A 22,209-nucleotide genomic window follows, 5' to 3' on the forward strand; every position below is an offset into this window, starting at 1 on the left:
GGGAGACACACTGGTCCCCCCGGTGGCCGCCTCCGCGAGGCTGGCCGTGCCGGCGGCCCCGCCGGACGCAGCCCGGGAACGCCTGGCCTCCTCGGCCACCGCGCCTCCCCTGATCGCGGAACGGAATGAGGCAGCATGGCCGATCGGCCGCTGGACGGAGCCGTCGCGCTCGTCACGGGCGCCAGCAGCGGGATAGGCGCCGCGACCGCGCGCCGCCTGGCCCGGGAGGGCGCGGCGGTCGCCCTGGTCGCCCGCCGCGGGCACCGCCTGGACCGGGTCGCGGGCGACATCGCGGCCGCGGGCGGGCACGCCGTCGCGGTGCGGGCCGACATCACCGAGCCGGAGCGCGCCGAGGACGCGGTGCAGCAGACGCTCGACCGGCTCGGGCGCCTGGACGTCCTGGTCAACAACGCCGGGATCATGCTGCTCGGCTCGGCGCTGCACACGTCCGTCGAGGAGTGGGACCGGATGGTCTCGCTCAACGTGGCGGCGCTGCTGCACGTCACGCACGCCGCCGTCCCGCACCTGATCTACGCGGCGTCGACGTCGCCGCGGCAGGTGGCGGACCTGGTGAACATCGGCGCGGCGGCCGGGCGGGCCGCCCGGCCGGGCAGCAGCGTCTACGGCCTGACCAAGACGGGCCTGAGCGCGTTCACCGAGTCGCTCCGCCGGGAGCTGCTCGGTGAACGGGTCCGGGTCGGGCTGGTGGAGCCCGGCGCCGTCGAGACCGAGCTGGTGGACCACCTGAGCGAGACCGTCCGGGACGCCTCCCGCCGGAGCGCCGCCGGCACCGAGGCGCTGCGGCCCGAGGACGTCGCGGACGCCATCGGCTACATCGTCACGCGGGAGCGGCGGGTCGCCGTCGCGCGGATGCTGGTCCGCGCCGGCGAGCAGCCCTGGTGACCGCGCCGCCTTCCTGACCGGCGGCTGGGCGACCCTGATCAACACCTGGGTCGTGGAGGGCGAGGATCCCCCCGACGTGGAAGGGTTCGCCGACCGGCTGGTGCGGACGGTGTCGGCCGTCATCGGGGCGCTAGGGCCGTCCATCGCAGCCGACAAGGAGCACGGCACATGAACCAGGCCTTGCACGCGGAGCCGGGAGCCTTACCCTTCTTCGGGGTCGCCGACGGCCCCGGAGACCGGTCGCTCGCGCTGTACCTGCGGTCCCGGCTGCCGGATCTGCCGGAGCGGGTTCTGGAGGACGTCTGGCAGGCGATGCCCGAACTCGCCCGGGCTTCGCCGCACTCCTGCGAGCACGACGCCCCGTGCGCCATCGACCCGAGACTGCGGGCGTTCGTCAGGAACATCGCGGACCCTACGGCGTCCCCCGAAGACCGGGCGAGGATGCACCGCGCCCTGGGACGGAGCGCCTACCTCCACGGCGTCGGCCCCGTCCTCCTGCAGAGCGCCTACCAGGCCGGCGCACGGTTCGCCCGGCGCCGGCTCAGCGCGGCCGTCCGGCGGTCCGGCGCGTCCGCCGACCAGCTCTACCGGCTGACCGAGGCGGTCTTCGCCTCCGCCGAAGAGCTCTGCGGCTATGCGCTCGACGCCCACACGGAGCTGTCCGAAGGCGGCACCGCGGCGCTGCGCGGGAACCGGCGGCGCCTCCTGCAGGCCATCCTCGCCGAGCCCGGGACCCTCGCCCCGAGCGTCCTGGCACGGGCGGCGAGCGCGGCGCGATGGAGCGTCCCGCGATCGATCGCCTGCGTCGTCCTCGAACCGGACCGCCCGGGCCGGATCGACCGGCTGCGCCGCGCCCTCGAAGGGACGCGGTTCGCCGTCGGCACCCGGGTCGGGTTGGCCGAGGCGGCGCAGTCGCTGCGCACCGCCGAACACGCCCTGTCCCTTCTCCGCCAGGGGGCCTTCCCCGGCGCCGGCCACGTCCGCTGCGACGACCACCTCTCCACCCTGCTCCTGCTCAGCGACGAGCACCTGACCCGCCGGCTGATCGAACGCCGCATGGCCGCCTTGGAGCGGCTCGAGCCCGAACCACGCCGGCGGCTGCTCGAGACCCTGCTGGCCTGGCTGAGCACGGGCTCGCAGGCCCAGGCCGCCGCCCGGCTCCACCTGCATCCCCAGACCGTCCGCTACCGCATGCGCCGCCTCGACGAGCTGTTCGGCGACCAGCTCCGCGACCCGGCATGGCGGTTCGAGATGGAACTCGCCATCCGCGCCGACCGGCTGCTGCCCCGCCCCACCACGAGCCCGCGCGGAACCGCCCAGCCGTCCGCCGGCGAATGATCTTCGAGTGGGGACCTTGGGCCCTAACAGGGCTTACGCTCGCTTCGGCAGGTTGGAACCATGCAGCTCGATCGCAGTGGTCTGGAGATCCTCGGCCCCGACGAATGCCGGGATCTGCTTCGGCATGCCGAGGTCGGCCGGATCGTGTTCACCCACAATGCCCTGCCGGCGATCCAGCCGGTCAATTACGTCCTGTACGGCGAGGACATCGTGTTCCGGACGTCGCGCACCTCGCGCCTGGCCACAGCTGCGACCGGGGTCATCGTCGCCTTCGAGATCGACGAGTTCGACGTCGACGCACGGACGGGCTGGTCCGTCGTGGTGGTCGGGCCGGCGCGCCGGGTCTCCTCGCCCGGCGAGGCCGCCGTGCTGGAGAAGATCGAACTGCGGGCCTGGGCGCCGGGGCAACGGGACCTGTTCGTCAGGGTCCGTCCTGAGATGCTCTCCGGGCGTCGTATACCCGATGGGCTTGATGTCGCCCTGGGGGACGCAGCCTTGGATCCGGGTCTTCGGTACGGAGGGGACAGCGCCGTCGGATGACCCGGCGTCCATGCACGGGACCAACGTCCCTATTTACGGTCGGCTCGATCCAGCAGTGTGGTCTCGACGCGAATCGATCACGGTTCGCGGGCTGACGGTGAGGCACCGCGGTGCACGGCACCGAGCGATCGAGGTGGGTGGACGCAATGGGCGGCTCGCGTACGGGGACTGTCCGGCCACGCGATGTCTGGTTCGCCAGATTGCTCAGAGATGGTCGTCCGCCGCACGACGGTCACGGTGAAGAGCGCGGCGGCCCCCGCGACCACGGCCCGCCGACCGGGCGCAGCACCACCGCCAGCAGCACGAAGCCCGCCATCCGGTTCGCCGCGTCCACCTGCGTCAGCCCGTACTCGGTCTTGAGGTAGGTGGGCAAATAGACCGAGAACGCCACGTACCCGCCGAACGCCACCGCGCCTGTCCCGTACTTCACCGGCTACGTCAAGCGCTACAGCGATCTGCCGTTCCTGGTGCGGCGGGAGGAACGGGACGGCCGCCACGTCCCGGGCAAGTTCCTCACCGCGGCCGACCTGCCGGGCGCGGAGGCCGTATCCGAGCACGCCGCGTTCAAGACGGTGATTCTGGACGCCGCCACCGGGCATCCGCTGGTCCCGAACGGCTCGCTGGGATTCCGGTACGGCGAGGCCGGCGTGGGCAGGTGGAACCTGGACCTCGGCGGCGCCGACCCGCTGCTGTCGGTCGCGGGCGGCGAGGCGGTCGAGGTCGAGCTGGCCCGGTTCGACGGCGTCGACGGCGCGCCGGGCACGCTCCGCCGGGGTGTGCCGGTCCGCACCGTCGGCGGGCGGGTCAGCCGGTTGCGGGCGCGGACCGCCTCGGACAGGTGGCCGCCGGCCGCGGTGAGGAACGTGACCCCGGGGCCGTCGACGACGAAGTTCACCGGGACGAGCACGGCGCGTCCGGCGCAGCCCGCCCACGCCACGCGGCCGATGACCGCGTGCGTCAGCCGCCACAGGCAGGCGGTGCGGTCGAGCGGGCGGAGCCCCCGGGACTCATCGGCGATCATTGTCCGGTCTCGTCTCGCCTCGTCAGTCGTGCTGCTGCCACAGGTCGGGTCCGAAGACCTCGTAGTGGATGCGCTCGTCGCTCACGCCGGCCTTCAGGAGGCCGTGGCGGACGTCGCGCATGAACGGGATGGGACCGCACAGGTAGGCGCGCGCCTTGGCGGGAATGCGCACCGGCAGGGCGCCGAAGTCGATGCGTCCGGCCATGACCTCATCGCCGCTCGGGCCGTCGGGCTGCTCGTACCAGGTGAAGGCGTCCAGCTCGGTCATCCGGTGCGCCGCCCGGGACGTCTGAACGCGCAACGCGTGCGTGGCGGGGGAGCGGTCGGCGTGCAGGGCGATGACCCGGCGGCCAGGGTGCGTCGCGGCGAGATGGTCCAGCATCGCGGCGATGGGGGTGATCCCGATTCCGCCGCTGACCAGGACCAGAGGGTCGGGGCCGTCGTCCAGGACGACGTCGCCGAAAGGCGTCCCGACCAGCAGGTCGTCCCCGACCTTCAGGTTCCGGTGCAGGTGGGTCGACACCGCGCCGTCGGGGGTTCCGCCGCCGCCGCGTACGCGCCGGACGGTGATCTGCATCGAGACGCCGTCCGCCGCGCGCGACAGGGTGTACTGGCGCGGCTGCCGCAGCCCGCCGGGCAGGTCGACCGCCACCGACACGTACTGGCCCGGCCGGTGGCAGACGACCTGCCCGCCGTCCGCGGGCCGCAGGACGAACGACACGACGTCCTCGGCCTCGTCGCGGCGCTCGGCCACCCGCCAGGGCCGGTACTCCGCCGCGGGACCGCAGCCGGCCTCCTGGTACAGCCGGGCCTCCTCGGCGACCAGGAGCGTCGCGAACAGCCAGTAGACCTCCGACCAGGCGGCGCGCACCTCGGGCGTGACCGCGTCGCCGAGCACCTCGGCGACGGCGTCCAGGAGGTGGCGGCCGACGATCGTGTACTGCTCGGGCCGCACACCGAGGGACGCGTGCTTGTGCGCGATCCGCGACAGCAGCCGTTGCGGCGCCGCGGCGGTCTCCAGCCCGCACAGCTGCCGGGCGAAGGCGACGACCGAGCCCGCCAGGGCCTGGCGCTGCTCGCCGTTGGCCTGGTTGCCCTGGTTGAACAGGTTCCGCAGTTCGGGATGCGCGGCGAACATCGACGGGTAGAACCGGCCGGTGATCTCGGCGCCGTGCGCCGCGACGGCGGGCAGGGTCGACTGGACGAAGCCGGCGTGTTCGGGGGAGAGCACTGTGCTGCGTTCCTTCGTTGGCTGGTGTCGATCGGGGGCTCCTCCACGATGGCCCCGCTGATCACAACCGCCCCAGGGACCTTGGTCCCCCGGCCGTGGGGCCTTTGGTCCGGATGACCCTGGGTGACGCACGGGACCTTCGTCCCGGCGACCGGGACCTCCCTCCCTACCGAGGCCCGCCGCTGGCGCGGACCGTGGAAGTGCGCGACGCCGCCCCTCACGGGTTATCGCCGGGGATGACCGGCACATCGCCACGGACGGAGAAGAACATGAGCGCCACCGCCACGGATGCGGACACCCTTGAGGACGTCCTGCGAGAACGTCATCGCCGCTGCCGGCCCGCGTTAGGCAGGCTGAAGCTGCTGGCGAGCAACGGCAGGGGCACCGGGAGGGACGTCCGGGCCGCCACCGCCGAGGTGCTGGCCGAGTTGGACGCAGCCGAGGCGGTTCTGCTCGACGCGCTCTCCGGAAGCGTGCGGCGCGAAGCCTTCGCGCACTTCCTGGGCTGCCGCGTCAACCGCCTGAGGATCGTCGCCGAGCACGCCGCCGCGACCGCGGACGCCGGTGACCTCCCCGTCATGCGCCGCCTGCTGTACCAGTTCCACGCTCTGGCCGAGGCGATGTGGAAGGTCCAACTCGGATTGCAGATCCGCAACCCGAGCTCCATCGCCGGCAGGACGTAAGGCTTTTCCTCCGGACGTTGGGCGCTGCCGGGCCTGTACCGACGGCCGGATCCTGGGTCACGGGAGCCGCGGCCGTCGCCTCGGGCGGCCACGGCTCCTGCACCGCTCATTCAGCGAGCGCCCGGACGAGCGGCCACCCCGTGCCACACCGCGTCGGCGCCGCTCTGCCCGATCCGGACCACCTGGACGCCGGACGCGGCGGCTCCGCCGACCGCCAGGTGCGAGGCGGTCTGCGCCGCCTCGGTCCTCACGCCGGACTGGTAGGTCGCCGAGACGATGCCCGCGCATGGCGGCGGGGCGATCGTTGCGAACGACACCGCCGCCGCCGGTCCGGCGGCCCATTGCCGCCGGTCCGCCGCGCGTCGCAGGTCGTTGCGGTCGAAGCCGAGCCGGCGCCGGAGTCGCTGCAGTTCGTCCAGGACTTGACGTGGGTGAACGCTGGACATGGCCGCCTCCTGGGATCGCCTCTGCGCCGAACGTAACCGCGGACGGGTGAGTGCCTGCAGGTGCGGACGTCCTGTGCCGGCGGGACGAACGACCTGGCGTTCAATCTCCGGTGGTGGGCGTCCTGCCGTGGTGGAGCGGGGTCTCCCAGGAGTCCCCGGGGCGGATGAAGACGTCTTGGTCGCTGAAGGCGATCCGGACGGGCAGCGCGGCGCCGGGACGGAGCGTCACTCTGAGCCGGTCCTGTCGGCAGGTGAGGTCGATTCCCCAGTGGCCGCGGTACCGCAGTCCCAGGCGCAGCTCGCCGATCGCTGCGGGCAGGCGCGGGTTCAGGTGGAGGGTGCCGCCCTGGGTGGTCATTCCGGCGTAGCAGCGCTGGACGAGGTCGACGGTGCCGGCCATGGCGCCGAGGTGGACGCCTTCGGCGGTGGTCCCGTGCTGGGCGTCCTCCAGGTCGCTGCCGAGGGCCTCCCGGAAGACGCGCCAGGCTTCCTCCCCGTCGGTGCTGGCCAGTATCCACGCGTGGACCAGGGAGCTGAGGGTCGAGCCGTGGCAGGTCCGCGGCAGGTAGTAGGCGGTCGTCCGCGCGATCAGGTCGGGCCCGTGCTCATAGCCGAGGTCTTGCAGGATCTCGTCGAGTTCCCGCGGCGTCAGGACGTAGAGGAGCATCAGCACGTCGGCCTGCTTGGAGGCCTTGTAGCGGTTGGTCGAGTCGCCCTCGGCCTCCAGGATCCGGTCGAGCCTGCGGATGTCGCCGTAGCGCTCGCGGTAGCCGGGCCAGTCGAGCTCTTCGAGGTCGCCGTAGCCTTCGAACTGGCTGATCACGCCGTCGTGGAACGGGACGTACAGCCGCCGGCGGACGTCCTCGAACCGGGTGATCTCCTCGCGGGTCAGTCCGAGCCGCTCGCGCAGCTCGGTGCGCCGGTCCTCGGGGAGGAGCGCGAGCGCGTCCAGTGCCCGGTGCAGGACCCAGGCGGTGAGGATGTTGGTGTAGGCGTTGTCGTCGAGGCCCGCTTCGTCCCGGCCGGGGTAGGCGTCGTGGTACTCGTCGGGGCCCATCACGCCGCGGATCCGGTACCGGTCGGTGGAGCGGTCGTAGCCGGCCAGATCGGCGAAGTACCGGGCGATCTCCCAGATGACCTCGGCGCCGTACTCGGCGAGGAACTCCAGGTCGCCGGTCGCCTCGTAGAACCGCCAGACATTGTGCGCGATCGTCAGCCCGACGTGCCGCTGCAGATGGGAGTGGTCGGGCAGCCAGCGGCCCGAGCGGGGGTTGAGGTGCACGCGCTGGGTCTCTTCGCGGCCGTCGGCCGCGCCCTGCCACGGGTACATGGCGCCGCGGCGGCCCGCCACGGCGGCCGCGCGCCGCGCAGCGGGCAGGCGCCTGTGCCGGTACATCAGCAGGGCCTTGGCGATCTCGGGGAACCGCATGGTCAGGAAGGGCAGGATGAACAGCTCGTCCCAGAAGACGTGGCCGCGGTAGCCCTCGCCGTGCAGCCCGCGGGCGGGCACGCCGGCGTCCAGTTCCACGCTGTGCGGCGACACGGTCTGCAGCACGTGGAAGACGTGCAGGTTGAGGACGCGCTGCACGTCGTCGTGGTCGAGTTCGAACTGAGCGCGCCGCCACAGGTGCGCCCAGGCGAGTTCATGCCGCTCCAGCAGGCCTTTGAAACCGTCCGCGCGCCGGGCGGCGGCGAGCGCCGCCCGGCCGTGCTCCTCGATCGCCCGGTCGCGGGAGGTGAAGACGGCCGCCACCTTCTCGATCGTGACCGCCGCGCCCTCGCGGACCTCGATGCGCAGATCCTGCGCGGCCCATCCCGGCTCGGCGTGCCGCGACCGTTCGGCGGGCTCGGACGAGCGGGTGCGTGCCGCCACGGCGATGCCGATCCCCGATGAGACCGTGGTCGTCCTCACGCACGACAGCTCGGGGTCGTCGGGTTCGTCCGGCTTCTCGCGGGACAGGTGCTCGGCCGGCAGGTTCCGGTAGCGGTCCACGCCGGTGTTGGCGACCCGGCCGTCCAGCGCCGACCGGACCTCCAGGACGCCGGTCCAGTCCTCCGGCACGATGGTGGTCTGCAGGGCGGCCAGGTGCGGGTCGTCCATGGACACGATCCGGCGCTGGGCGAGGCGGAACGTCCGGCCCGCCGCGTCACGGCAGCGCAGGAGCCGGGTGAGGACGCCGCGGCGCAGGTCCAGTTCCTGCCCGTACGTCAGGAGCCGTCCCTCCTCGGACGCGCGGTCGAGGTCGAACCAGTCGCCTCCGGCGGCGCGGAACGTCAGCGGCAGCCAGTTCGGGACGTTCACGAGATCGGCGTTGTCGGCGACCTGCCCGCCGATCCGTGCGGTCAACCGGTCGTAGCATCCGGCGACGTAGGTCCCGGGGTAATTTGGGCCGCCGGCCGACGACTCCGGCGTGGCACCGCGCGTGGCGAAATACCCGTTGCCCAGCGTGCACAGCGCTTCACGCAGCCGCTCCGCGGCCGGGTCATAGCCGTCATAGGCGAGGATCCACCGGTTCATGGCCTCCCCTTGCCCGTCAGTGTGCAGCCGTCCGGTGAGGGTGCCCCCTTTCCGGACCATCTCACCGGCGGCCCCGAGCGCTCAGTGCCGGAAGGGCCGGCGGTCCAGGGACCTTCGGCCCGTTCGGACGAGGCGATGCGAACCCAGACTGAGTAGTCGAGGAGTACTGCCGCCTGACTGGGGAGAAGTGTTGAGGATGGGCGAACTGGACAGGGCTCAACGGCCCCATGTGCTGCTCGGCTACGACGCCAGCGAGGACAACGATCCCGCGCTGCGGTGGGCGGTCGACGAGGCCCGCCTGCGCGGGCTGGACCTGGTGATGTGCCACTGCTGGCACTGGCCGTACTCCGCGGACCATGTGGACGACCACGTCGAAACGATCATCAAGCGGGCGGGCGAGAAGCTCCTCGAGCACGGGGAGGCGCGGGCCCGCAAGCTCGGGATGCCCGGGACGGTCGGCAAGCGGCTGAGGCCCGAACCCGTCTCCGACGCCCTGGTGGGCGAATCCGACGACGCCGAACTGATCGTGATCGGCTCCCACGAGCGCCACCACCTGCCGGTCGGATCGACCGCCGTGCAACTGCCGGCCCGGGCGCGCCGGCCCGTGCTGGCCGCCCGCCGGTACGGCCATGGCGACGGGCGCACCCGCGGCAGCGTCGTCGTCGGCGTGGACGGGTCCGCGGGCGGCGACGCCGCGCTGGGCTTCGCCATGGAGGAGGCGGTGCTGCGCGAGTGGAGCCTGCAAGTCGTGTTCGGGGTCTGGGAGCCGGGAGCCGTCGACGAAGCGGAGCTGCCCCTGTTCACCGACAAGGAACGGCTCGCCCAGGTCCGTGCCGACACGCTGGAGCGGACCGTCGCCCCATGGCGCGACCGCTACCCCAAGGCCGATCTCCAGGCCTCGGTCGCCCTCGATCGCCCGCGCCAAGCCCTCCTGGAGGCGGCGGACCGCGCCGATCTGCTGGTGGTCGGGGACCGCGGCGCCGGCGGCCTCGACCCGCTGCTCCTCGGAGCGACCAGCTCGGCGATGCTCCAGCACGCCCCCTGCACGGTCGCCATCGTGCCGTCGGCCCACTGACCGCACCGGCCCCGGACGGCGCGGCCGGGACCCGGCCGCGGGGGACGTCAGCCGCGCTGGAGCCGCTCGGGGATCGCGCCGACCGCCAGCGCCACCGCGGCGGTGAGCATCTCGGCGGGCGGGCGGCCGTACCGGACGCCGATTTCGAAGGCCAGCGCCGCCAGCAGCAGGATCGCGACGTTAACGATCTTGCTGAAGCGGGCCGACCGTGCTGGTCGTCCGCATCAGGCGGTGCACATCGCCGATCTCGGTGCCGGCACCGGTGGCGACGACGATTCCGGAGCCCTGTCCGTTGGTGACCAGCGTCCCGGAGAAGGCCATGTTGCGGCGGTCCGCCAGCGGCGCCTCGCCCAGAGCCGCCGGGTCCTTGCCCACCGGGACGGACTCGCCGGTGAGCGCCGACTCGTCCACCGGCAACTCGTCGGTGCGCAGCAGGCGCAGGTCCGCGGGGACCTTGTCGCCGGCCGCCAGCTCGACGAGGTCGCCGCGGGCCAGATCGGCCGCCGGAACGGTCAGGGACCTGCCGTCCCGGACGACGGAGGCCGTGGTCCGCGTCAGCGCGGCCAGCGCGGTGAGCGCCTTCTCCGCGCGGGACTCCTGGACGAACCCGACGACGGCGTTCACCACCACCACGCCCAGGATGACCAGCGCGTCGGCGTGCTCGCCCAGCAGCGCGCTCACCGCCGCCGACGCCGGCAGCACGTAGATCAGCGGGCTGTGGAACTGCAGCAAGAACCGGATCACCGGCCCGCGGCCGCGCGCCGCGGGCCGTCCCGTTTGAGCCTGACCGCCGCTTCGGGACCGGCGAGACCGCGCTCGGCGTCCGTGCCGAGCGCGGTCGCCACCTCGCCGGCCGGAGTGCGGTAAGGCGCCGGGACGGGCGTCATCCGAGCCCCATCATCGACGGCGGGCGAGCCGGTCACCCGTGGCGACCGTGCTCTTTCTCGGTGTCGGCTTTGAGTTGTGCGGCGAGGGCGGCGGCCTGGGTGCGGCGGCTCATGCCGAGTTTGGTGAAGATGCTGGAGATGTAGTTCTTCACGGTCTTTTCGGCGAGGAACAGGCGTTCGCCGATCTGCCGGTTGGTGAGCCCTTCGCCGATGAGCTCCAGGATGTGCCGTTCCTGCTCGGTGAGGCCCTTGAGCGGATCCTTCTTCTCCTGGCGGGCGCGGATGCGCTGGAGCATCCGGGCGGTGCTGCGCGGGTCGAGGAGGGATTGGCCGGAGGCGACGGTCCGGACGGCGCCGACCAGGTCCGAGCCGTGGATCTGCTTGAGGACGTAGCCGGCGGCGCCCGCCATGACGGCCTGGAAGAGGGCGTCCTCGTCGTCGAAGGAGGTCAGCATCAGGCACGCCAGCTCCGGCATCCGCGAGCGGATCTCGCGGCACACCTCGGCGCCGTCGCCGTCGGGGAGCCGGACGTCCAGGACGGCGACGTCGGGCCGGGCGGCGGGGATCCGGGCCAGGGCGTGCTCGGCGGTGCCGGCCTCGCCGACGATCTCGATGTCGTCCTCGGCGGACAGCAGCGCCGCGACGCCGCGGCGGACGACCTCGTGGTCGTCCATCAGGAACACCCGGATGGTCGTGGTGGCCTGCGGAGCGTTCTGGTCGCCGGTCCCGGTCATGGTGATCGTTTCCTCGGGTCAGTGGTGATGCCCTGGACGCTACCCCGGCGAAGGGCCGCCTCACAGGAACCGGAGGTCCCGCGGTCGCGGGGACGAAAGTCCCACCGGTCCTTTCGCCGGGCGGCGCGGGGCGGCCATGCATGGACCTTCGGCCCTTGTCCTGGTCAGGGCCGGGTAGTGGGCTGGAGGCAGAGGGGAAGGAGTGACCCATGCATGGTGGTGGCAGCGCCCCGATCGGCAGCGACCTGGTTCGCGGCGCCGTGCAGGACGCGATTCGGGCACCGTCGGTGCACAACACCCAGCCGTGGCTGTTCGGGCTGCGCGGGTCGCGGATCAGCGTGCGCGCCGACCCTGATCGCCGGCTGGACGTCGCCGATCCGCAGGGCCGGGAGATGCTGATCAGCTGTGGCGCGGCCCTGTACAACCTGCGGCTGTCGCTGCGCAGGCGCGGTTACGAGCCGGTGGTGCGGCTGCTGCCGGACGCAGGCGTTGGAGGTCCCCGAGCTGCGGGCCTTCATCCGCACACGTTTCTGCGACGGCGCCTACCCGCAGATGCTGCTGCGGATCGGCGTGCAGGTGGGGGAGGAGCTGGCGACCGTGCGGCGTCCGGTCGACGACGTCATGCTCGAAGAGCCGTGACCGGGAGAGCCCGGTGGGCGCGGCAGCGCCGCTCGGCCGCCGTGGTGTGAAGGACGCGCCATCGGGTGACGATGCCCTCTCGCCTATGGCCAGACCCACCTATGGCCGAGGTTACCGGTCGGCGATACTGGGAGGGTGACCGATGAGCCTGGGTCGGGCGGTGACAAGGCACGACTTATCCTCCCTCAGTTGCAGCTGGACGATCTGCTCGCGGAACTCCAGACGCGGCTGGAGGCCGCCCGGTCGACCCGTGACCGGGTGCACGCGCTGCTGGAGGCCGTGGTCTCGATCGGCGGCGAGCTGGACCTGGAGACGGTGCTGAGGCGCATCACCGAGGCCGCCACGACCCTCGTCGACGCCCGCTACGGTGCGCTCGGCGTGATCGACGAGGGCGGCGAGCGGCTCGTGCAGTTCGTCACCGCCGGGGTCAGCGATGAGGAGATCGCGGCGATCGGCCACTGGCCGCACGGGCACGGCATCCTGGGCCTGCTGATCAAGGACCCGCGGCCGCTGCGGCTGGCGGACCTGACCGAGCACGCCGAGTCGTACGGTTTCCCCGCCCACCATCCGCCGATGCGCACGTTCCTGGGCGTTCCGCTCCGGGTCCGCGACGAGGTCTTCGGCAACCTCTACCTGACGGAGAAGGCCGGCGGCGGCGCGTTCGAGGAGGAGGACGAGGTCGTCGTCACGGCCCTGGCGACGGCGGCCGGTGTCGCGATCGAGAACGCTCGCCTCTACCAGGAGGCCCGGCGCCGCGAACGGTGGCTTGAGGCGTCCGCGGAGGTGTCCACCAGGCTGCTGTCGGGCACTGACACCCACCAGGTCACCTCCTTGGTCGCCGAACGGGCACGGCAGGTCTCCGACGCGGGGCTCGCCACCGTGGCGCTGATCGACGAGGCGGGCGGGGAGTTCCTGGTGGAGGCCGCCGACGGCTCCGACGCGGGCCTGGTCCGCGGGATCCGGCTGTCCAGAGGGCATTCGATCGCCGGGAAAGTGTTCGAGGAGGGCGCTTCGCTGCGTCTGGCCGACGGGGCGGAGGCGGTACGCGAGGCCGGCATGCCGGTCGAGGTGGAGATCGGTCCGCTGCTGATGGTGCCGCTGGGCGTCGGCTCCTCCGCCCGCGGCGTGCTGACGGTCGTGAACGCGCCCGGCGAGCCGGCCTTCTCCGAGCGGACGCAGCGGCTGCTGGAGGCGTTCGCCGGCCAGGCGGCGGTGGCGCTGGAGCTGGCCGAGCGGCGCCGGGACGCCGAGCGGCTGACGCTGCTGGAGGACCGGGATCGGATCGCCAAGGACCTGCACGACACCGTCATCCAGCGCTTGTTCGCCACCGCGATGACGCTGATGGCCGCGATCAAGATGACCCAGAAGCGGGAGGTCGCGGTCCGGGTCCAGCGCGCCGTGGACGACCTGGACGACACCATCCGCCAGATCCGCTCGTCGATCTTCGCGCTGCAGGCGACGGGCGACGAGGAGTCCTTGCGCAGCCGCGTCCGCGCCCTCGTCGACAGCGCCGCCGAGCAGCTGGGGTTCTCCCCCTCGGTCCGGCTCGACGGCCTGCTCGACACCGCCGTCGACGACGACACCGGCGAGCAACTGCTCGCGGTGGTGCGCGAAGCGCTGTCGAACGTGGCACGGCACGCGCAGGCCGGCCAGGCCGTCGTCGCCATCGACGTCGGCGACGAGGTGACCCTGCGGGTCGAGGACGACGGTGTCGGCATCGGTGAAGGCGGCCGCCGCAGCGGCCTGCGCAACATGAGCGAACGCGCCGAGGCGTGCGGCGGCTCCTTCAGCACCCGCCGGCGCCCTGGCGGCGGCACGATCCTGGTCTGGCGCGTCCCGCTCAAGGACGGCTGATGGTTCACGGTCCGATGCGATGCCGGTCGAAGCAGGCCCAGGCGGCGTCCCAGCGCCGGTAGCGGGCCTCGTCCAAGCGGCGCCGCAGGAGCCCAGGACACCGTCACGTGGCGGGTCCGGCTCGCCGGGTCGACCTTCACCACCGTCGCGTCGGCCGCAAGCCCCGCCCTTTCGCATGGCGGGGCCGTCCGGCCCGAAATTGGATGAGGCCGCGGCGGGCGCCTACTAGCGGGTCCGCTAGCGGATGATCTTGCTCCGATCGACCGCGGGCGGGCTCCGGACGCTGGTCGTGGGTGTGGGCTCAGCCGATCTTCGGGGTGGCGCGGTCGATGATGGGGGAGAGGTCCAGGCCGGGCGGGAGGGTGCCGAAGGCGGCGCCCCGGTCGCCGCCGAGGCGGCTCGCGCAGAAGGCGTCGGCGATGGCCGGGTGACCGTGCCTGACCAGCAGCGATGCCTGGAGTACGAGCGCCAGGCGCTCGGCGACCCGGCGCGCGCGGTACTCGATCGTGGCGGTGTCGGCGAAGGCGTCCTTGGCCTCCTGGACGGCCGCGTCGAGGCGCGGGTCCGCGCCGCGGGCGAGCTCGACCTCCTCGAAGAACGCCTCCAGCGTCTGCGGCTCGCGTAGGGTTGCACGCAGGAGATCGAGCGCGGCCACGTTGCCGGAGCCCTCCCAGATGGAGTTCAGGGGGGACTCGCGGAACAGGCGCGGCATGCCGGACTCCTCGACGTAGCCGTTGCCGCCGAGGCATTCGAGGGACTCGGCGGCGTGCGCCGGCCACCGCTTGCAGACCCAGTACTTGCTGACCGCCAGGGCGAGCCGCTTGAACGCCGCCTCGGACGCGTCGCCGCGCACCGAGCGGTCCGTGGCGCCGGCCAGGCGCGTCATGAGGACCGTCGCGGCCTCCGACTCGATGGCGAGGTCGGCGAGGACGTTGCGCATCAGGGGCTGGTCGATGAGGTACTCGCCGAACGCCTTGCGGTGCACGGCGTGGTGCGCCGCGGTGGTGACGCCCTGCCGCATGCCGGCGGCGGCGCCGATGACGCAGTCCAGCCGGGTCATGTTGACCATCTCGATGATGGTGCGGACGCCGCGTCCCTCGTCGCCGACCCGCCACGCGACCGCGTTCTCGTACTCGATCTCGGACGAGGCGTTGGACTTGTTGCCGAGCTTGTCCTTCAGCCGCATCAGCCGCAGCGGGTTGAGCGTCCCGTCGGGCAGGACGCGGGGGACGAGGAAGCAGGTCAGGCCCTCGGGCGCCTGGGCGAGGGTGAGGAACACGTCGCACATCGGGGCGCTGGTGAACCACTTGTGGCCGACGAGCCGGTACGTCCCGTCGGGCTGCGGGGCGGCCTGCGTGGTGTTGGCGCGGACGTCGGAGCCGCCCTGCTTCTCCGTCATCGACATGCCCGCGAGCAGCGCGTTCTTGGTGAGCGGGGCGCGCAGGCCGAAGTCGTACTCGGGCTCGGCGAGCAGCGGCTCGTACTGCGCGGCGAGGCCGGGGGCCTGGCGCAGGGCGGGGACGGCGGCGTACGTCATCGAGATCGGGCAGCCGTGCCCGGCGTCCACACGCCAGGTGTAGAACTTGGCGGCACGGGCGACGTGGGCGCCCTCGCGGGGGTCGGCCCAGGCGGAGCCGTGCAGGCCGCGGGTCACCGCGACGGTCATCAGCTCGTGCCAGGCGGGGTGGAACTCCACCTCGTCGATGCGGTGCCCGTAGCGGTCGTGGGTGCGCAGGACGGGCGGGTTCTCGTTGGCGAGCCGGCCCCACTCCTGCGCGCGCTCGGTGCCCGCGAGCAGGCCCAGCTCGTGCACCTCGGGGACGGCCCAGCCGGCGCCCTCGCGCTCCAGCCCGTCCAGCAGGGCGGGATCGTCGGCCAGGTCGTGGCCGGCGAGCGGGGGAACCTGGTTGAACACCTCGTGGGTCACTGCGCTGCTCCTGTGCTGCGGAGGACGGGTCGTGGGGGACGCCCCCGACCGCAGGATACAGAACCGGGTTCGGGTAGTTGAAAGATTGATCATGCCCTGCCCGGGCCGTCCGGGGCATCCTCCTGAAGTGGTGGGGCGATCTCGTCCGCGCGGCGGATTGTCCATGCGGCGCGGGGGCATAACTTCGAAACCATGAGTCAGTCCAGTCCGCAGCAGGGGCGGCCGCCGTGCCCGAGCCGCCCGCGGCGGCGGGAGGACCTGCACCCCGCGCGGCCCGGCGCCGATCCCGCCGGAACGGCCCCCGCCCCCGGCGCGGTCCGGGCCTCCGACGCCGAGCGCGAGGCCGTGGTCGAGCGGCTGCGGGTCGCCTCGGTGGAGGGGCGGCTGACCTTCGAGGAGCTGACCGTGCGGACCGAGGCCGCCTACGCGGCGGTCACCCGCGGTGACCTCGAGCGCATCACCGCGGACCTGCCCGGCATGGGCGCACCCGGCGCCAACCCGGCTCCGCCGCAGGTGAAGCGGCGGTTCAGCGCCGTCATGGGGGACTGCAAGGAGCGCATCGTCGGGCGCATCGACGGCCCGCTGGAGGCGGTGTCGGTGATGGGCGACGTCGAGCTGGACCTGCGCGGCGCGCAGGTGCCGACCGGCGAGGTGCACGTCGCGGCCACCGCCGTGATGGGCGATGTGAAGATCATCGTGCCGGACGGGGTGGCGGTCGAGCTGATGGGCCACGCCTTCCTCGGCGACCGCCGCGTCCAGGTGCGCGAGCCGTGCCCGGGCGAGCGGATCCCCGTCGTCCGCGTCACCGCGAACGCCTTCATGGGCGATGTGAAGATCGTGGACGACGAGCACCACGCGCCGATGCGGCGGGCCGTCGCGTCGTGGTGGCGGGACCGGCGCTCCGGCTCCTGACCGGCCGGGCGCGCCGCGCTCAGAGGGCCACCTCCGGCAGGACGCCGTCGCCGCCGGTCAGCGGGAGTCGTCGGTGCGCTCGGCCTCGGCGACGCCCGCCTCGTCGGGCGGCAGCGCGTCGGGATGGCCGCGGCGGACGCCGGGCGTGCCGGTGCCGCTGACGTCCTCGCGGCCGGCCCGGTCCGCCGGCTCCTCGCCCGGCACGTGCGCCGGGACGGGCGCGCCGGGCACGGTGCGGCCGCGGGCGTCGGACCCCTGGTTCACCGGCGCGAAGTCGCGGTCGTGGGTCGTCTCGGGCTCGTGTCCGGAATCGTCGCGCTCGTCCATGCCGTCCATGCCGGGCCGCATACCCCGAGCGGGCCGGGCGGAACGTGAGGGATCAGACGGCGGCGGCCGCGCGGGCGGTGTCCAGCGCCTCGTCGTAGCGGCGGACGACCAGCTCGGCGACCTCCGGCGCGGCCCCGAGGACGGGGGAGACGGCGTACGCGCCGGCCTCCAGCGACTCGGCGCGCACCTTGTCGGCGAAGTAGCCCGGCGCGAGGAAGTAGGAGGCCACCGCCACGCGGGGCGCGCCCGCGTCGCGCAGCGCCCCGACCGCCTCGGCGGGCGTCGGGCGGGACGCCGACGCGAACGCCGGGACGACGCCGCGCCACCCGCGCGCGCGCCACTCCCGCGCCAGCCGCCAGATCGTGGCGTTCGCGGACGCGTCGGACGACCCGGCCGCGACCAGCACCACGGCGGTGTCCGGATCGCCCGGCTCCACGCCCGCCTCCGACAGCCGGCGCTCCAGCGCGTCCGTCAGCAGCGGATGCGGGCCGAGCGTCCGCGCGGTCCGCAGCGCCAGCCGGGGCCACCGCGCCCGGACCCGGTTCAGCACGCCCGGGATGTCGGTCTTGCTGTGGTAGGCGGCCGTCAGCAGCAGCGGCAGCACGACGGCCTCCGCCGCGCCGTCCCCGGCCAGCGCGTCCAGCGCCCGGTCGGGCGCCGGCGTCGCGTGGTCGAGGAACGACGCCTGCACGGGCAGGCCGGGGCGCAGCGCCCGGACGGCGGCGGCGAGTTCGGCGACGGTCGCGGCGGCGCGGGGGTCCCTGCTCCCGTGCGCCACCGCGACCATCGGGACGGCGCTCACAGGTGGATGCCGCACTCGGTCTTGCCCAGGCCGGCCCAGCGGCCGCTGCGCGGGTCCTCGCCGGGCGCGACGGGACGGGTGCACGGCTCGCAGCCGATCGAGGGGTAGTCGTCGTAGTGCAGCGGGTTGATGATGACCCCGTTGTCCTCGATGTAGTTGTCCATCTCCTCCTGCGACCAGTCGAGGATGGGGTTCACCTTGACCATGCCGCGCTTGCGGTCCCACTCGACGACGCGGCGGTTGCGGCGGCTCGCGGTCTCGTCCCGGCGGATGCCGCTGAACCAGGCCATGTAGCCCTCCAGCGCGCGGCCGAGCGGCTCCACCTTGCGCAGGTGGCAGCACAGGTCGGGGTTGCGGCCGTGGAGGCGGGGGCCGAGCGCGGCCTCCTGCTCCTCGACGGTCCGCGACGGCGTGACGTTGATGATGTTCACCGGGTAGACGGCCTCGACCGCGTCGCGGGTGCCGATCGTCTCGGCGAAGTGGTAGCCGGTGTCGACGAACAGCACGTCGATCCCGGGCTTCACCTTCGACACCAGGTGGATCAGCGCGGCGTCGGACATGGACGAGGTGAGGCAGATGCGGTCGCCGAAGGTGGCGACGGCCCACCGGATGACCTCGAGGGTGGGCGCGCCCTCCAGCGCCTCGGCGGCCGATTCGACGATGTCCTCGAGATCGAGCGTCGGTCTGTCGGTCTCCAGCAGGGTCACCGGGACTCCTTGGTCTGGTGGGCGGCTCGGACACCCAGGAACTTCAGCTGGAAGGAGCGGGCGCAGTCGTGGCAGAACCACGCCCCGTGCTCCGCAAGGGGTTCGAGATCTTCTTCGCCGCAGTACGGGCAGTAGAACGGCGCGGCACGTTCGCTCATTCCGGTCTGCCCGTTACTTGAGGTCGGCCTCGTCGGCGCGCTGCGCCCACGCGGCGAACGTCTCGCCCTCGGTGCGCTGCTCGTCGAACCTGCGGACGACCCGCTCCACGTAGTCGGTCAGCCCGGCCGAGGTGGTCTTCAGGCCGCGGACCTTCTTGCCGAACGAGGCGCCGAGCCGCCCGCCGAGATGGATCTGGAAGCCCTCGACCTGGTCGCCGTTCTCGTCCACGACCAGCTGGCCCTTCAGCCCGATGTCGGCGACCTGGATGCGGGCGCAGGCGTTCGGGCAGCCGTTGACGTTGATCGTCAGCGGCTGGTCGAAGTCCGGGAGCCGCTTCTCCAGCTCGTCCATCAGGTCCATGGCGCGCTGCTTGGTCTCGACGATCGCGAGCTTGCAGTACTCGATGCCGGTGCACGCCATCGTCTGCCGCCGGAACGTCGACGGCCGGACCTGCAGGTCGTGCTCGGCCAGCGCCGCGGCGAGCGCCTCGGTGTTCTCCTCCGGGACGTCCAGGATGACCATCTTCTGCTCGATGGTCGTGCGGACCCGGCCCGAGCCGTACCGGTCGGCCAGCTCCCCGATGGCGCCGAGCAGCTCGCCGTTCACCCGGCCCACGCGCGGCGCGAACCCCACGTAGAAGTTTCCGTCCTTCTGCGGGTGGATGCCGACGTGGTCGCGGTGCGCCTGCGGCGGGGCCGGCTCGGGGCCGTCCGGCAGCGCGTACCCGAGGTACTCCTTCTCCAGCACCTCGCGGAACTTCTCCGCGCCCCAGTCCTTCATCAGGAACTTCAGCCGGGCGCGGCTGCGCAGCCGCCGGTAGCCGTAGTCGCGGAAGATCGAGGTGACGCCGTGCCAGACCTCGCTCGTCTGCTCCGGCTTCACGAACACCCCGAGGCTCTGCGCGAACATCGGGTTCGTGGACAGCCCGCCGCCGACGAACAGCTGGTAGCCGGTCTCGCCCGCCTCGTTCACCACGCCGACGAACGCGATGTCGTTGATCTCGTGGACGGTGCAGTGCGAGGTGCAGCCCGACAGCGCCGTCTTGTACTTGCGCGGCAGGTTGGAGAACTCGGGCGAGCCGATGTAGCGGTCGTGGATCTCGCGCAGGTCCCGGGTCGCGTCGATCACCTCGTCGGCCGCGATGCCGGCGAGCGGGCAGCCGATGATGGTGCGCGGCACGTCGCCGCAGGCCTCCATCGTGTGCAGCCCGACCGCCTCGAGGGCCTCCCAGATCGCCGGGACGTCCTCGATCCGCACCCAGTGCAGCTGGACGTTCTGCCGGTCGGTGAGGTCGGCGGTGCCCCGCGCGTACCGGGTGGAGATGTCGGCGATGGTGCGCAGCTGCGGCCCGCTGAGCTGGCCGCCGTCGATGCGCACCCGCATCATGAAGTACCGGTCCTCGAGCTCCTCGTCCTCGAGGGCGCCGGTCTTGCCGCCGTCGATGCCGGGCTTGCGCTGCGTGTACAGCCCCATCCAGCGGAACCGGCCGCGCAGGTCGGCGGGGTCGATGGAGTCGAAACCGGTCTTGGAGTAGACGTCGATGATCCGGCGGCGGACGTTCAGCCCGTCGTCGTTCTTCTTGTTCTCCTCGTTCTTGTTGAGCGGTTCCCGGTAGCCGAGGGCCCACTGGCCCTCGCCCTTCTTGCGCTTGATCGCGGGTGGCACGGCGCGCGTCCTCATCTGTGGTGGTGAGGGACGCGTAGCGCACCGGCGCTCTGAGGCAGCCGGCTCGACGCTGAGCAGGATGAAGTCAAAGGTGACGCCGATGCACCACGCGCCCGGCTGAGCAAGGGGGCGTGGTCTGGGGCGTCAACGACAGATCGCGCTGCGGACGCGCAGGAAATCGACGTGCCGGCGCTTGGCCAGCAACGGGTCCGCGGCAGTCATGCTCAAACTCTGACACGCGGTCTCGCGGGCTGTCCAGTGACGTCCGGAATGTGAACGAGTGAGAAGAGTCATCCTTGACGCTTCCAGTTCACCGGGGGTTCGGCGTCCTGCGCCCGCTCCCCGGCCGGCTCCGGCGGCGTCGACGGCTCCGACGGCGTCGCGGGCGCGGCCCTGTGCTGGCAGTCGCACCACGAGCCGCCACGGCACTCCCCGTGGTGGCGTTCGCGGCAGGACTGGCATATCACCCCTCCATTGTCACCGATGCGCATCGATGCTCGCGCACGCGCACACCTGGCGCGCTACCCGTGCGCGCGGGCGGCCCACGCCCTACGGTGGGGCGGTGTGACCACCGTCTCGGACGCCGCCGGCGACTCCCCGGCCAGGGGCGACGGCGCCGCGCCCGCCGCCTGGGACGGCCGGGACGGCGCGGATCTTGGGTCCGCCGATCACGGGCATACCGCTTCCGTGCGCTCCGACCACGCCCCGCGCCGTACCGCGGGCCCGGCCGCGCGCGCCCGCACGGCCGCGGCGCGCGTCCGGGCCGCGACCGGGCGCGTCCGCACGGCGTTCTGCGCCGCGCTGGGCGTCCTCGCGCGCTCCGGCGGCCCGGTGGGGTGGCGGCTGGTCCGGGGGACGGCGGTCGGGGCGTTCCGCTACCGGGTGACCGGGCTCGCCGCCGAGATCGCCTTCTTCGCGCTGCTGTCGCTGCCGCCGCTGGCCCTCGGGCTCATCGGCACCATGGGCCACTTCCAGGGCGTGATCAGCAAGGACACCGTCGAGGACATCCGCAACCGGGCCATCGAGCACGCGCAGACCGTACTGACCCCCAACGCGGTGAACACCGTCGTCGTCCCGCTGCTGGACGACGTGATCCACGGCGGCAGCCCCGACATCGTGTCGATCAGCTTCGTGCTGTCGCTGTGGGCGGGCTCGCGGGCGGTCAACGTGTGCATCGACACGATCACGATCGCCTACGGGCTGTCGGGGATCCGCGGCGTCATCCGCACCCGCACGCGGGCGTTCATCCTCTACGTCGTCGGCCTGATGGTGGGGCTGGTCGTCGCCCCGCTGCTGGTCGCCGGGCCGACGCTGGCGCGGCAGGCGGTGCCGGAGAGCGCCACGATCGTCCAGGTGCTGTACTGGCCGGTGCTGGTGACCCTGTCGATCGTGTTCCTGGCGCTGCTGTACCACATGAGCGTCCCGGTGCGGACGGCCTGGTGGCGCGAGGTGCCCGGCGCGGCGCTGGCGCTGGTGATCTGGGTCGTCGGAAGCCTGGTCCTGCGGATCTACCTGAGCGGATCGCTGAGCGGGGTGTCGGTGTACGGCTCGCTGGCCGCCGCGATCGCCGTGCTGGCGTGGCTGTACGTGGCGGCGATCGCGGTGCTGATCGGCGCGACACTGAACGCTGAGATCGACCGGCTGTGGCCGAGCGCGGGCACCGCCCGGGCGCGCGCCGTCGGGGACGCCGCCGCGCGGCGGCCGGAGCCCGGCGCGCAGGAGCCGGGCGCGACCGCCGCCCCCGCGCCGGACGAGGCCGGTGAGGCGCCCGGTGGGCCCGATGCCCCTGGGACGAATGGTAAAGACTACACCGAATAAGGCTCTGAAAAGGCCAAACATGT

Annotated in this window: 23 protein-coding genes; 9 read left to right on the forward strand and 14 right to left on the reverse strand. The window is 72.9% G+C overall.

Annotation, left to right across the window (positions count from 1 at the left end):
• Window positions 1–135: 135 nt before the first annotated feature.
• From F8568_RS24135 to F8568_RS24145, 3 genes are all read left to right on the forward strand, one after another.
• Window positions 136–903 carry an SDR family oxidoreductase gene (locus tag F8568_RS24135; protein WP_151595958.1) on the forward strand — a complete coding sequence of 256 codons (768 nt, stop codon included), beginning with the start codon at window positions 136–138 and terminating at the stop codon, window positions 901–903.
• Window positions 904–1,071: 168 nt separating this feature from the next.
• The gene (locus F8568_RS24140; RefSeq protein ID WP_151595959.1) at window positions 1,072–2,241 is read left to right on the forward strand and encodes a PucR family transcriptional regulator; all 1,170 of its coding nucleotides are present in this window, start codon (window positions 1,072–1,074) and stop codon (window positions 2,239–2,241) included.
• A 60-nt stretch (window positions 2,242–2,301) separates the two neighbouring features.
• Window positions 2,302–2,781, forward strand: a complete 480-nt coding sequence (locus F8568_RS24145; RefSeq protein ID WP_151595960.1) for a pyridoxamine 5'-phosphate oxidase family protein — start codon at window positions 2,302–2,304, stop codon at window positions 2,779–2,781.
• Window positions 2,782–3,013: 232 nt separating this feature from the next.
• Here F8568_RS24145 and F8568_RS24150 read toward each other — a convergent pair whose 3' ends face one another.
• Genes F8568_RS24150 through F8568_RS24160 form a run of 3 tightly spaced genes read right to left on the reverse strand, consistent with a single transcriptional unit; the run spans window position 3,014 to window position 5,033 of the window.
• Window positions 3,014–3,211 (reverse strand): hypothetical protein, encoded by a 198-nt coding sequence (locus tag F8568_RS24150; RefSeq protein ID WP_407924486.1) that lies wholly within the window; start codon window positions 3,209–3,211, stop codon window positions 3,014–3,016.
• 15 nt (window positions 3,212–3,226) lie between these two features.
• On the reverse strand, window positions 3,227–3,802 hold the full coding sequence (locus F8568_RS50560) for a pyridoxamine 5'-phosphate oxidase family protein (protein WP_151595961.1): 576 nt from the start codon (window positions 3,800–3,802) through the stop codon (window positions 3,227–3,229).
• A gap of 22 nt (window positions 3,803–3,824) precedes the next feature.
• Entirely contained in the window at window positions 3,825–5,033 is a 1,209-nt protein-coding gene (locus F8568_RS24160; protein ID WP_151595962.1) for a globin domain-containing protein, read from the reverse strand.
• A gap of 269 nt (window positions 5,034–5,302) precedes the next feature.
• On the opposite strand from F8568_RS24160, the gene F8568_RS24165 reads away from it, so the two are divergent.
• Window positions 5,303–5,716 (forward strand): hypothetical protein, encoded by a 414-nt coding sequence (locus F8568_RS24165; protein ID WP_151595963.1) that lies wholly within the window; start codon window positions 5,303–5,305, stop codon window positions 5,714–5,716.
• Between the two features lie 110 nt (window positions 5,717–5,826).
• Here F8568_RS24165 and F8568_RS24170 read toward each other — a convergent pair whose 3' ends face one another.
• A complete protein-coding gene (locus tag F8568_RS24170) occupies window positions 5,827–6,162 on the reverse strand; it encodes a hypothetical protein (RefSeq protein WP_151595964.1) in 336 nt (111 codons plus the stop codon).
• 100 nt (window positions 6,163–6,262) lie between these two features.
• Window positions 6,263–8,680, reverse strand: a complete 2,418-nt coding sequence (locus F8568_RS24175; RefSeq protein ID WP_151595965.1) for a glycoside hydrolase family 65 protein — start codon at window positions 8,678–8,680, stop codon at window positions 6,263–6,265.
• Between the two features lie 196 nt (window positions 8,681–8,876).
• On the opposite strand from F8568_RS24175, the gene F8568_RS24180 reads away from it, so the two are divergent.
• Entirely contained in the window at window positions 8,877–9,755 is an 879-nt protein-coding gene (locus F8568_RS24180) for a universal stress protein (protein ID WP_151595966.1), read from the forward strand.
• Window positions 9,756–9,935: 180 nt separating this feature from the next.
• On the opposite strand, the gene F8568_RS24185 is transcribed toward F8568_RS24180, so the two are convergent.
• From F8568_RS24185 to F8568_RS24195, 3 genes are read right to left on the reverse strand one after another with little or no spacing between them, the layout of a single operon-like run.
• Window positions 9,936–10,487 (reverse strand): HAD-IC family P-type ATPase, encoded by a 552-nt coding sequence (locus tag F8568_RS24185; protein WP_202125271.1) that lies wholly within the window; start codon window positions 10,485–10,487, stop codon window positions 9,936–9,938.
• Between the two features lie 8 nt (window positions 10,488–10,495).
• Window positions 10,496–10,642 (reverse strand): cation-transporting P-type ATPase, encoded by a 147-nt coding sequence (locus F8568_RS24190; RefSeq protein ID WP_160573738.1) that lies wholly within the window; start codon window positions 10,640–10,642, stop codon window positions 10,496–10,498.
• A gap of 32 nt (window positions 10,643–10,674) precedes the next feature.
• Entirely contained in the window at window positions 10,675–11,376 is a 702-nt protein-coding gene (locus F8568_RS24195; RefSeq protein ID WP_151595967.1) for a response regulator transcription factor, read from the reverse strand.
• Between the two features lie 489 nt (window positions 11,377–11,865).
• On the opposite strand from F8568_RS24195, the gene F8568_RS24200 reads away from it, so the two are divergent.
• Both F8568_RS24200 and F8568_RS24205 read left to right on the forward strand, forming a co-directional pair.
• On the forward strand, window positions 11,866–12,015 hold the full coding sequence (locus F8568_RS24200; protein WP_160573739.1) for a hypothetical protein: 150 nt from the start codon (window positions 11,866–11,868) through the stop codon (window positions 12,013–12,015).
• A 189-nt stretch (window positions 12,016–12,204) separates the two neighbouring features.
• Window positions 12,205–13,869, forward strand: coding sequence for a sensor histidine kinase (locus tag F8568_RS24205; RefSeq protein ID WP_202125272.1), 1,665 nt, complete (start codon window positions 12,205–12,207; stop codon window positions 13,867–13,869).
• Between the two features lie 301 nt (window positions 13,870–14,170).
• Here F8568_RS24205 and F8568_RS24210 read toward each other — a convergent pair whose 3' ends face one another.
• On the reverse strand, window positions 14,171–15,796 hold the full coding sequence (locus F8568_RS24210; protein WP_328600998.1) for an acyl-CoA dehydrogenase family protein: 1,626 nt from the start codon (window positions 15,794–15,796) through the stop codon (window positions 14,171–14,173).
• Window positions 15,797–15,988: 192 nt separating this feature from the next.
• On the opposite strand from F8568_RS24210, the gene F8568_RS24215 reads away from it, so the two are divergent.
• Window positions 15,989–16,708 (forward strand): DUF1707 SHOCT-like domain-containing protein, encoded by a 720-nt coding sequence (locus tag F8568_RS24215; protein ID WP_151595970.1) that lies wholly within the window; start codon window positions 15,989–15,991, stop codon window positions 16,706–16,708.
• Between the two features lie 57 nt (window positions 16,709–16,765).
• Here the strand turns inward: F8568_RS24215 and F8568_RS24220 are convergent, their stop codons facing one another.
• From F8568_RS24220 to F8568_RS24240, 5 genes are read right to left on the reverse strand one after another with little or no spacing between them, the layout of a single operon-like run.
• Complete coding sequence (locus tag F8568_RS24220) at window positions 16,766–17,044, reverse strand: hypothetical protein (RefSeq protein ID WP_151595971.1); 279 nt, start codon at window positions 17,042–17,044, stop codon at window positions 16,766–16,768.
• A gap of 43 nt (window positions 17,045–17,087) precedes the next feature.
• The gene (locus tag F8568_RS24225; protein ID WP_151596031.1) at window positions 17,088–17,822 is read right to left on the reverse strand and encodes a sirohydrochlorin chelatase; all 735 of its coding nucleotides are present in this window, start codon (window positions 17,820–17,822) and stop codon (window positions 17,088–17,090) included.
• 11 nt (window positions 17,823–17,833) lie between these two features.
• Complete coding sequence (locus F8568_RS24230; protein ID WP_151595972.1) at window positions 17,834–18,544, reverse strand: phosphoadenylyl-sulfate reductase; 711 nt, start codon at window positions 18,542–18,544, stop codon at window positions 17,834–17,836.
• Entirely contained in the window at window positions 18,541–18,702 is a 162-nt protein-coding gene (locus F8568_RS24235; protein ID WP_151595973.1) for an Insertion element protein, read from the reverse strand. The genes F8568_RS24230 and F8568_RS24235 overlap by 4 nt, the downstream gene beginning before the upstream one ends.
• Before the next feature lie 13 nt (window positions 18,703–18,715).
• On the reverse strand, window positions 18,716–20,383 hold the full coding sequence (locus F8568_RS24240; RefSeq protein ID WP_202125273.1) for a nitrite/sulfite reductase: 1,668 nt from the start codon (window positions 20,381–20,383) through the stop codon (window positions 18,716–18,718).
• 549 nt (window positions 20,384–20,932) lie between these two features.
• Here F8568_RS24240 and F8568_RS24245 point away from each other — a divergent pair.
• A complete protein-coding gene (locus tag F8568_RS24245) occupies window positions 20,933–22,186 on the forward strand; it encodes a YihY/virulence factor BrkB family protein (protein ID WP_328600999.1) in 1,254 nt (417 codons plus the stop codon).
• The last annotated feature ends 23 nt before the right edge of the window (window positions 22,187–22,209 follow it).

It is taken from the genome of Actinomadura physcomitrii, assembly GCF_008923205.2.
In the GTDB taxonomy this organism is placed as follows: Bacteria; Actinomycetota; Actinomycetes; order Streptosporangiales; family Streptosporangiaceae; genus Spirillospora; species Spirillospora physcomitrii.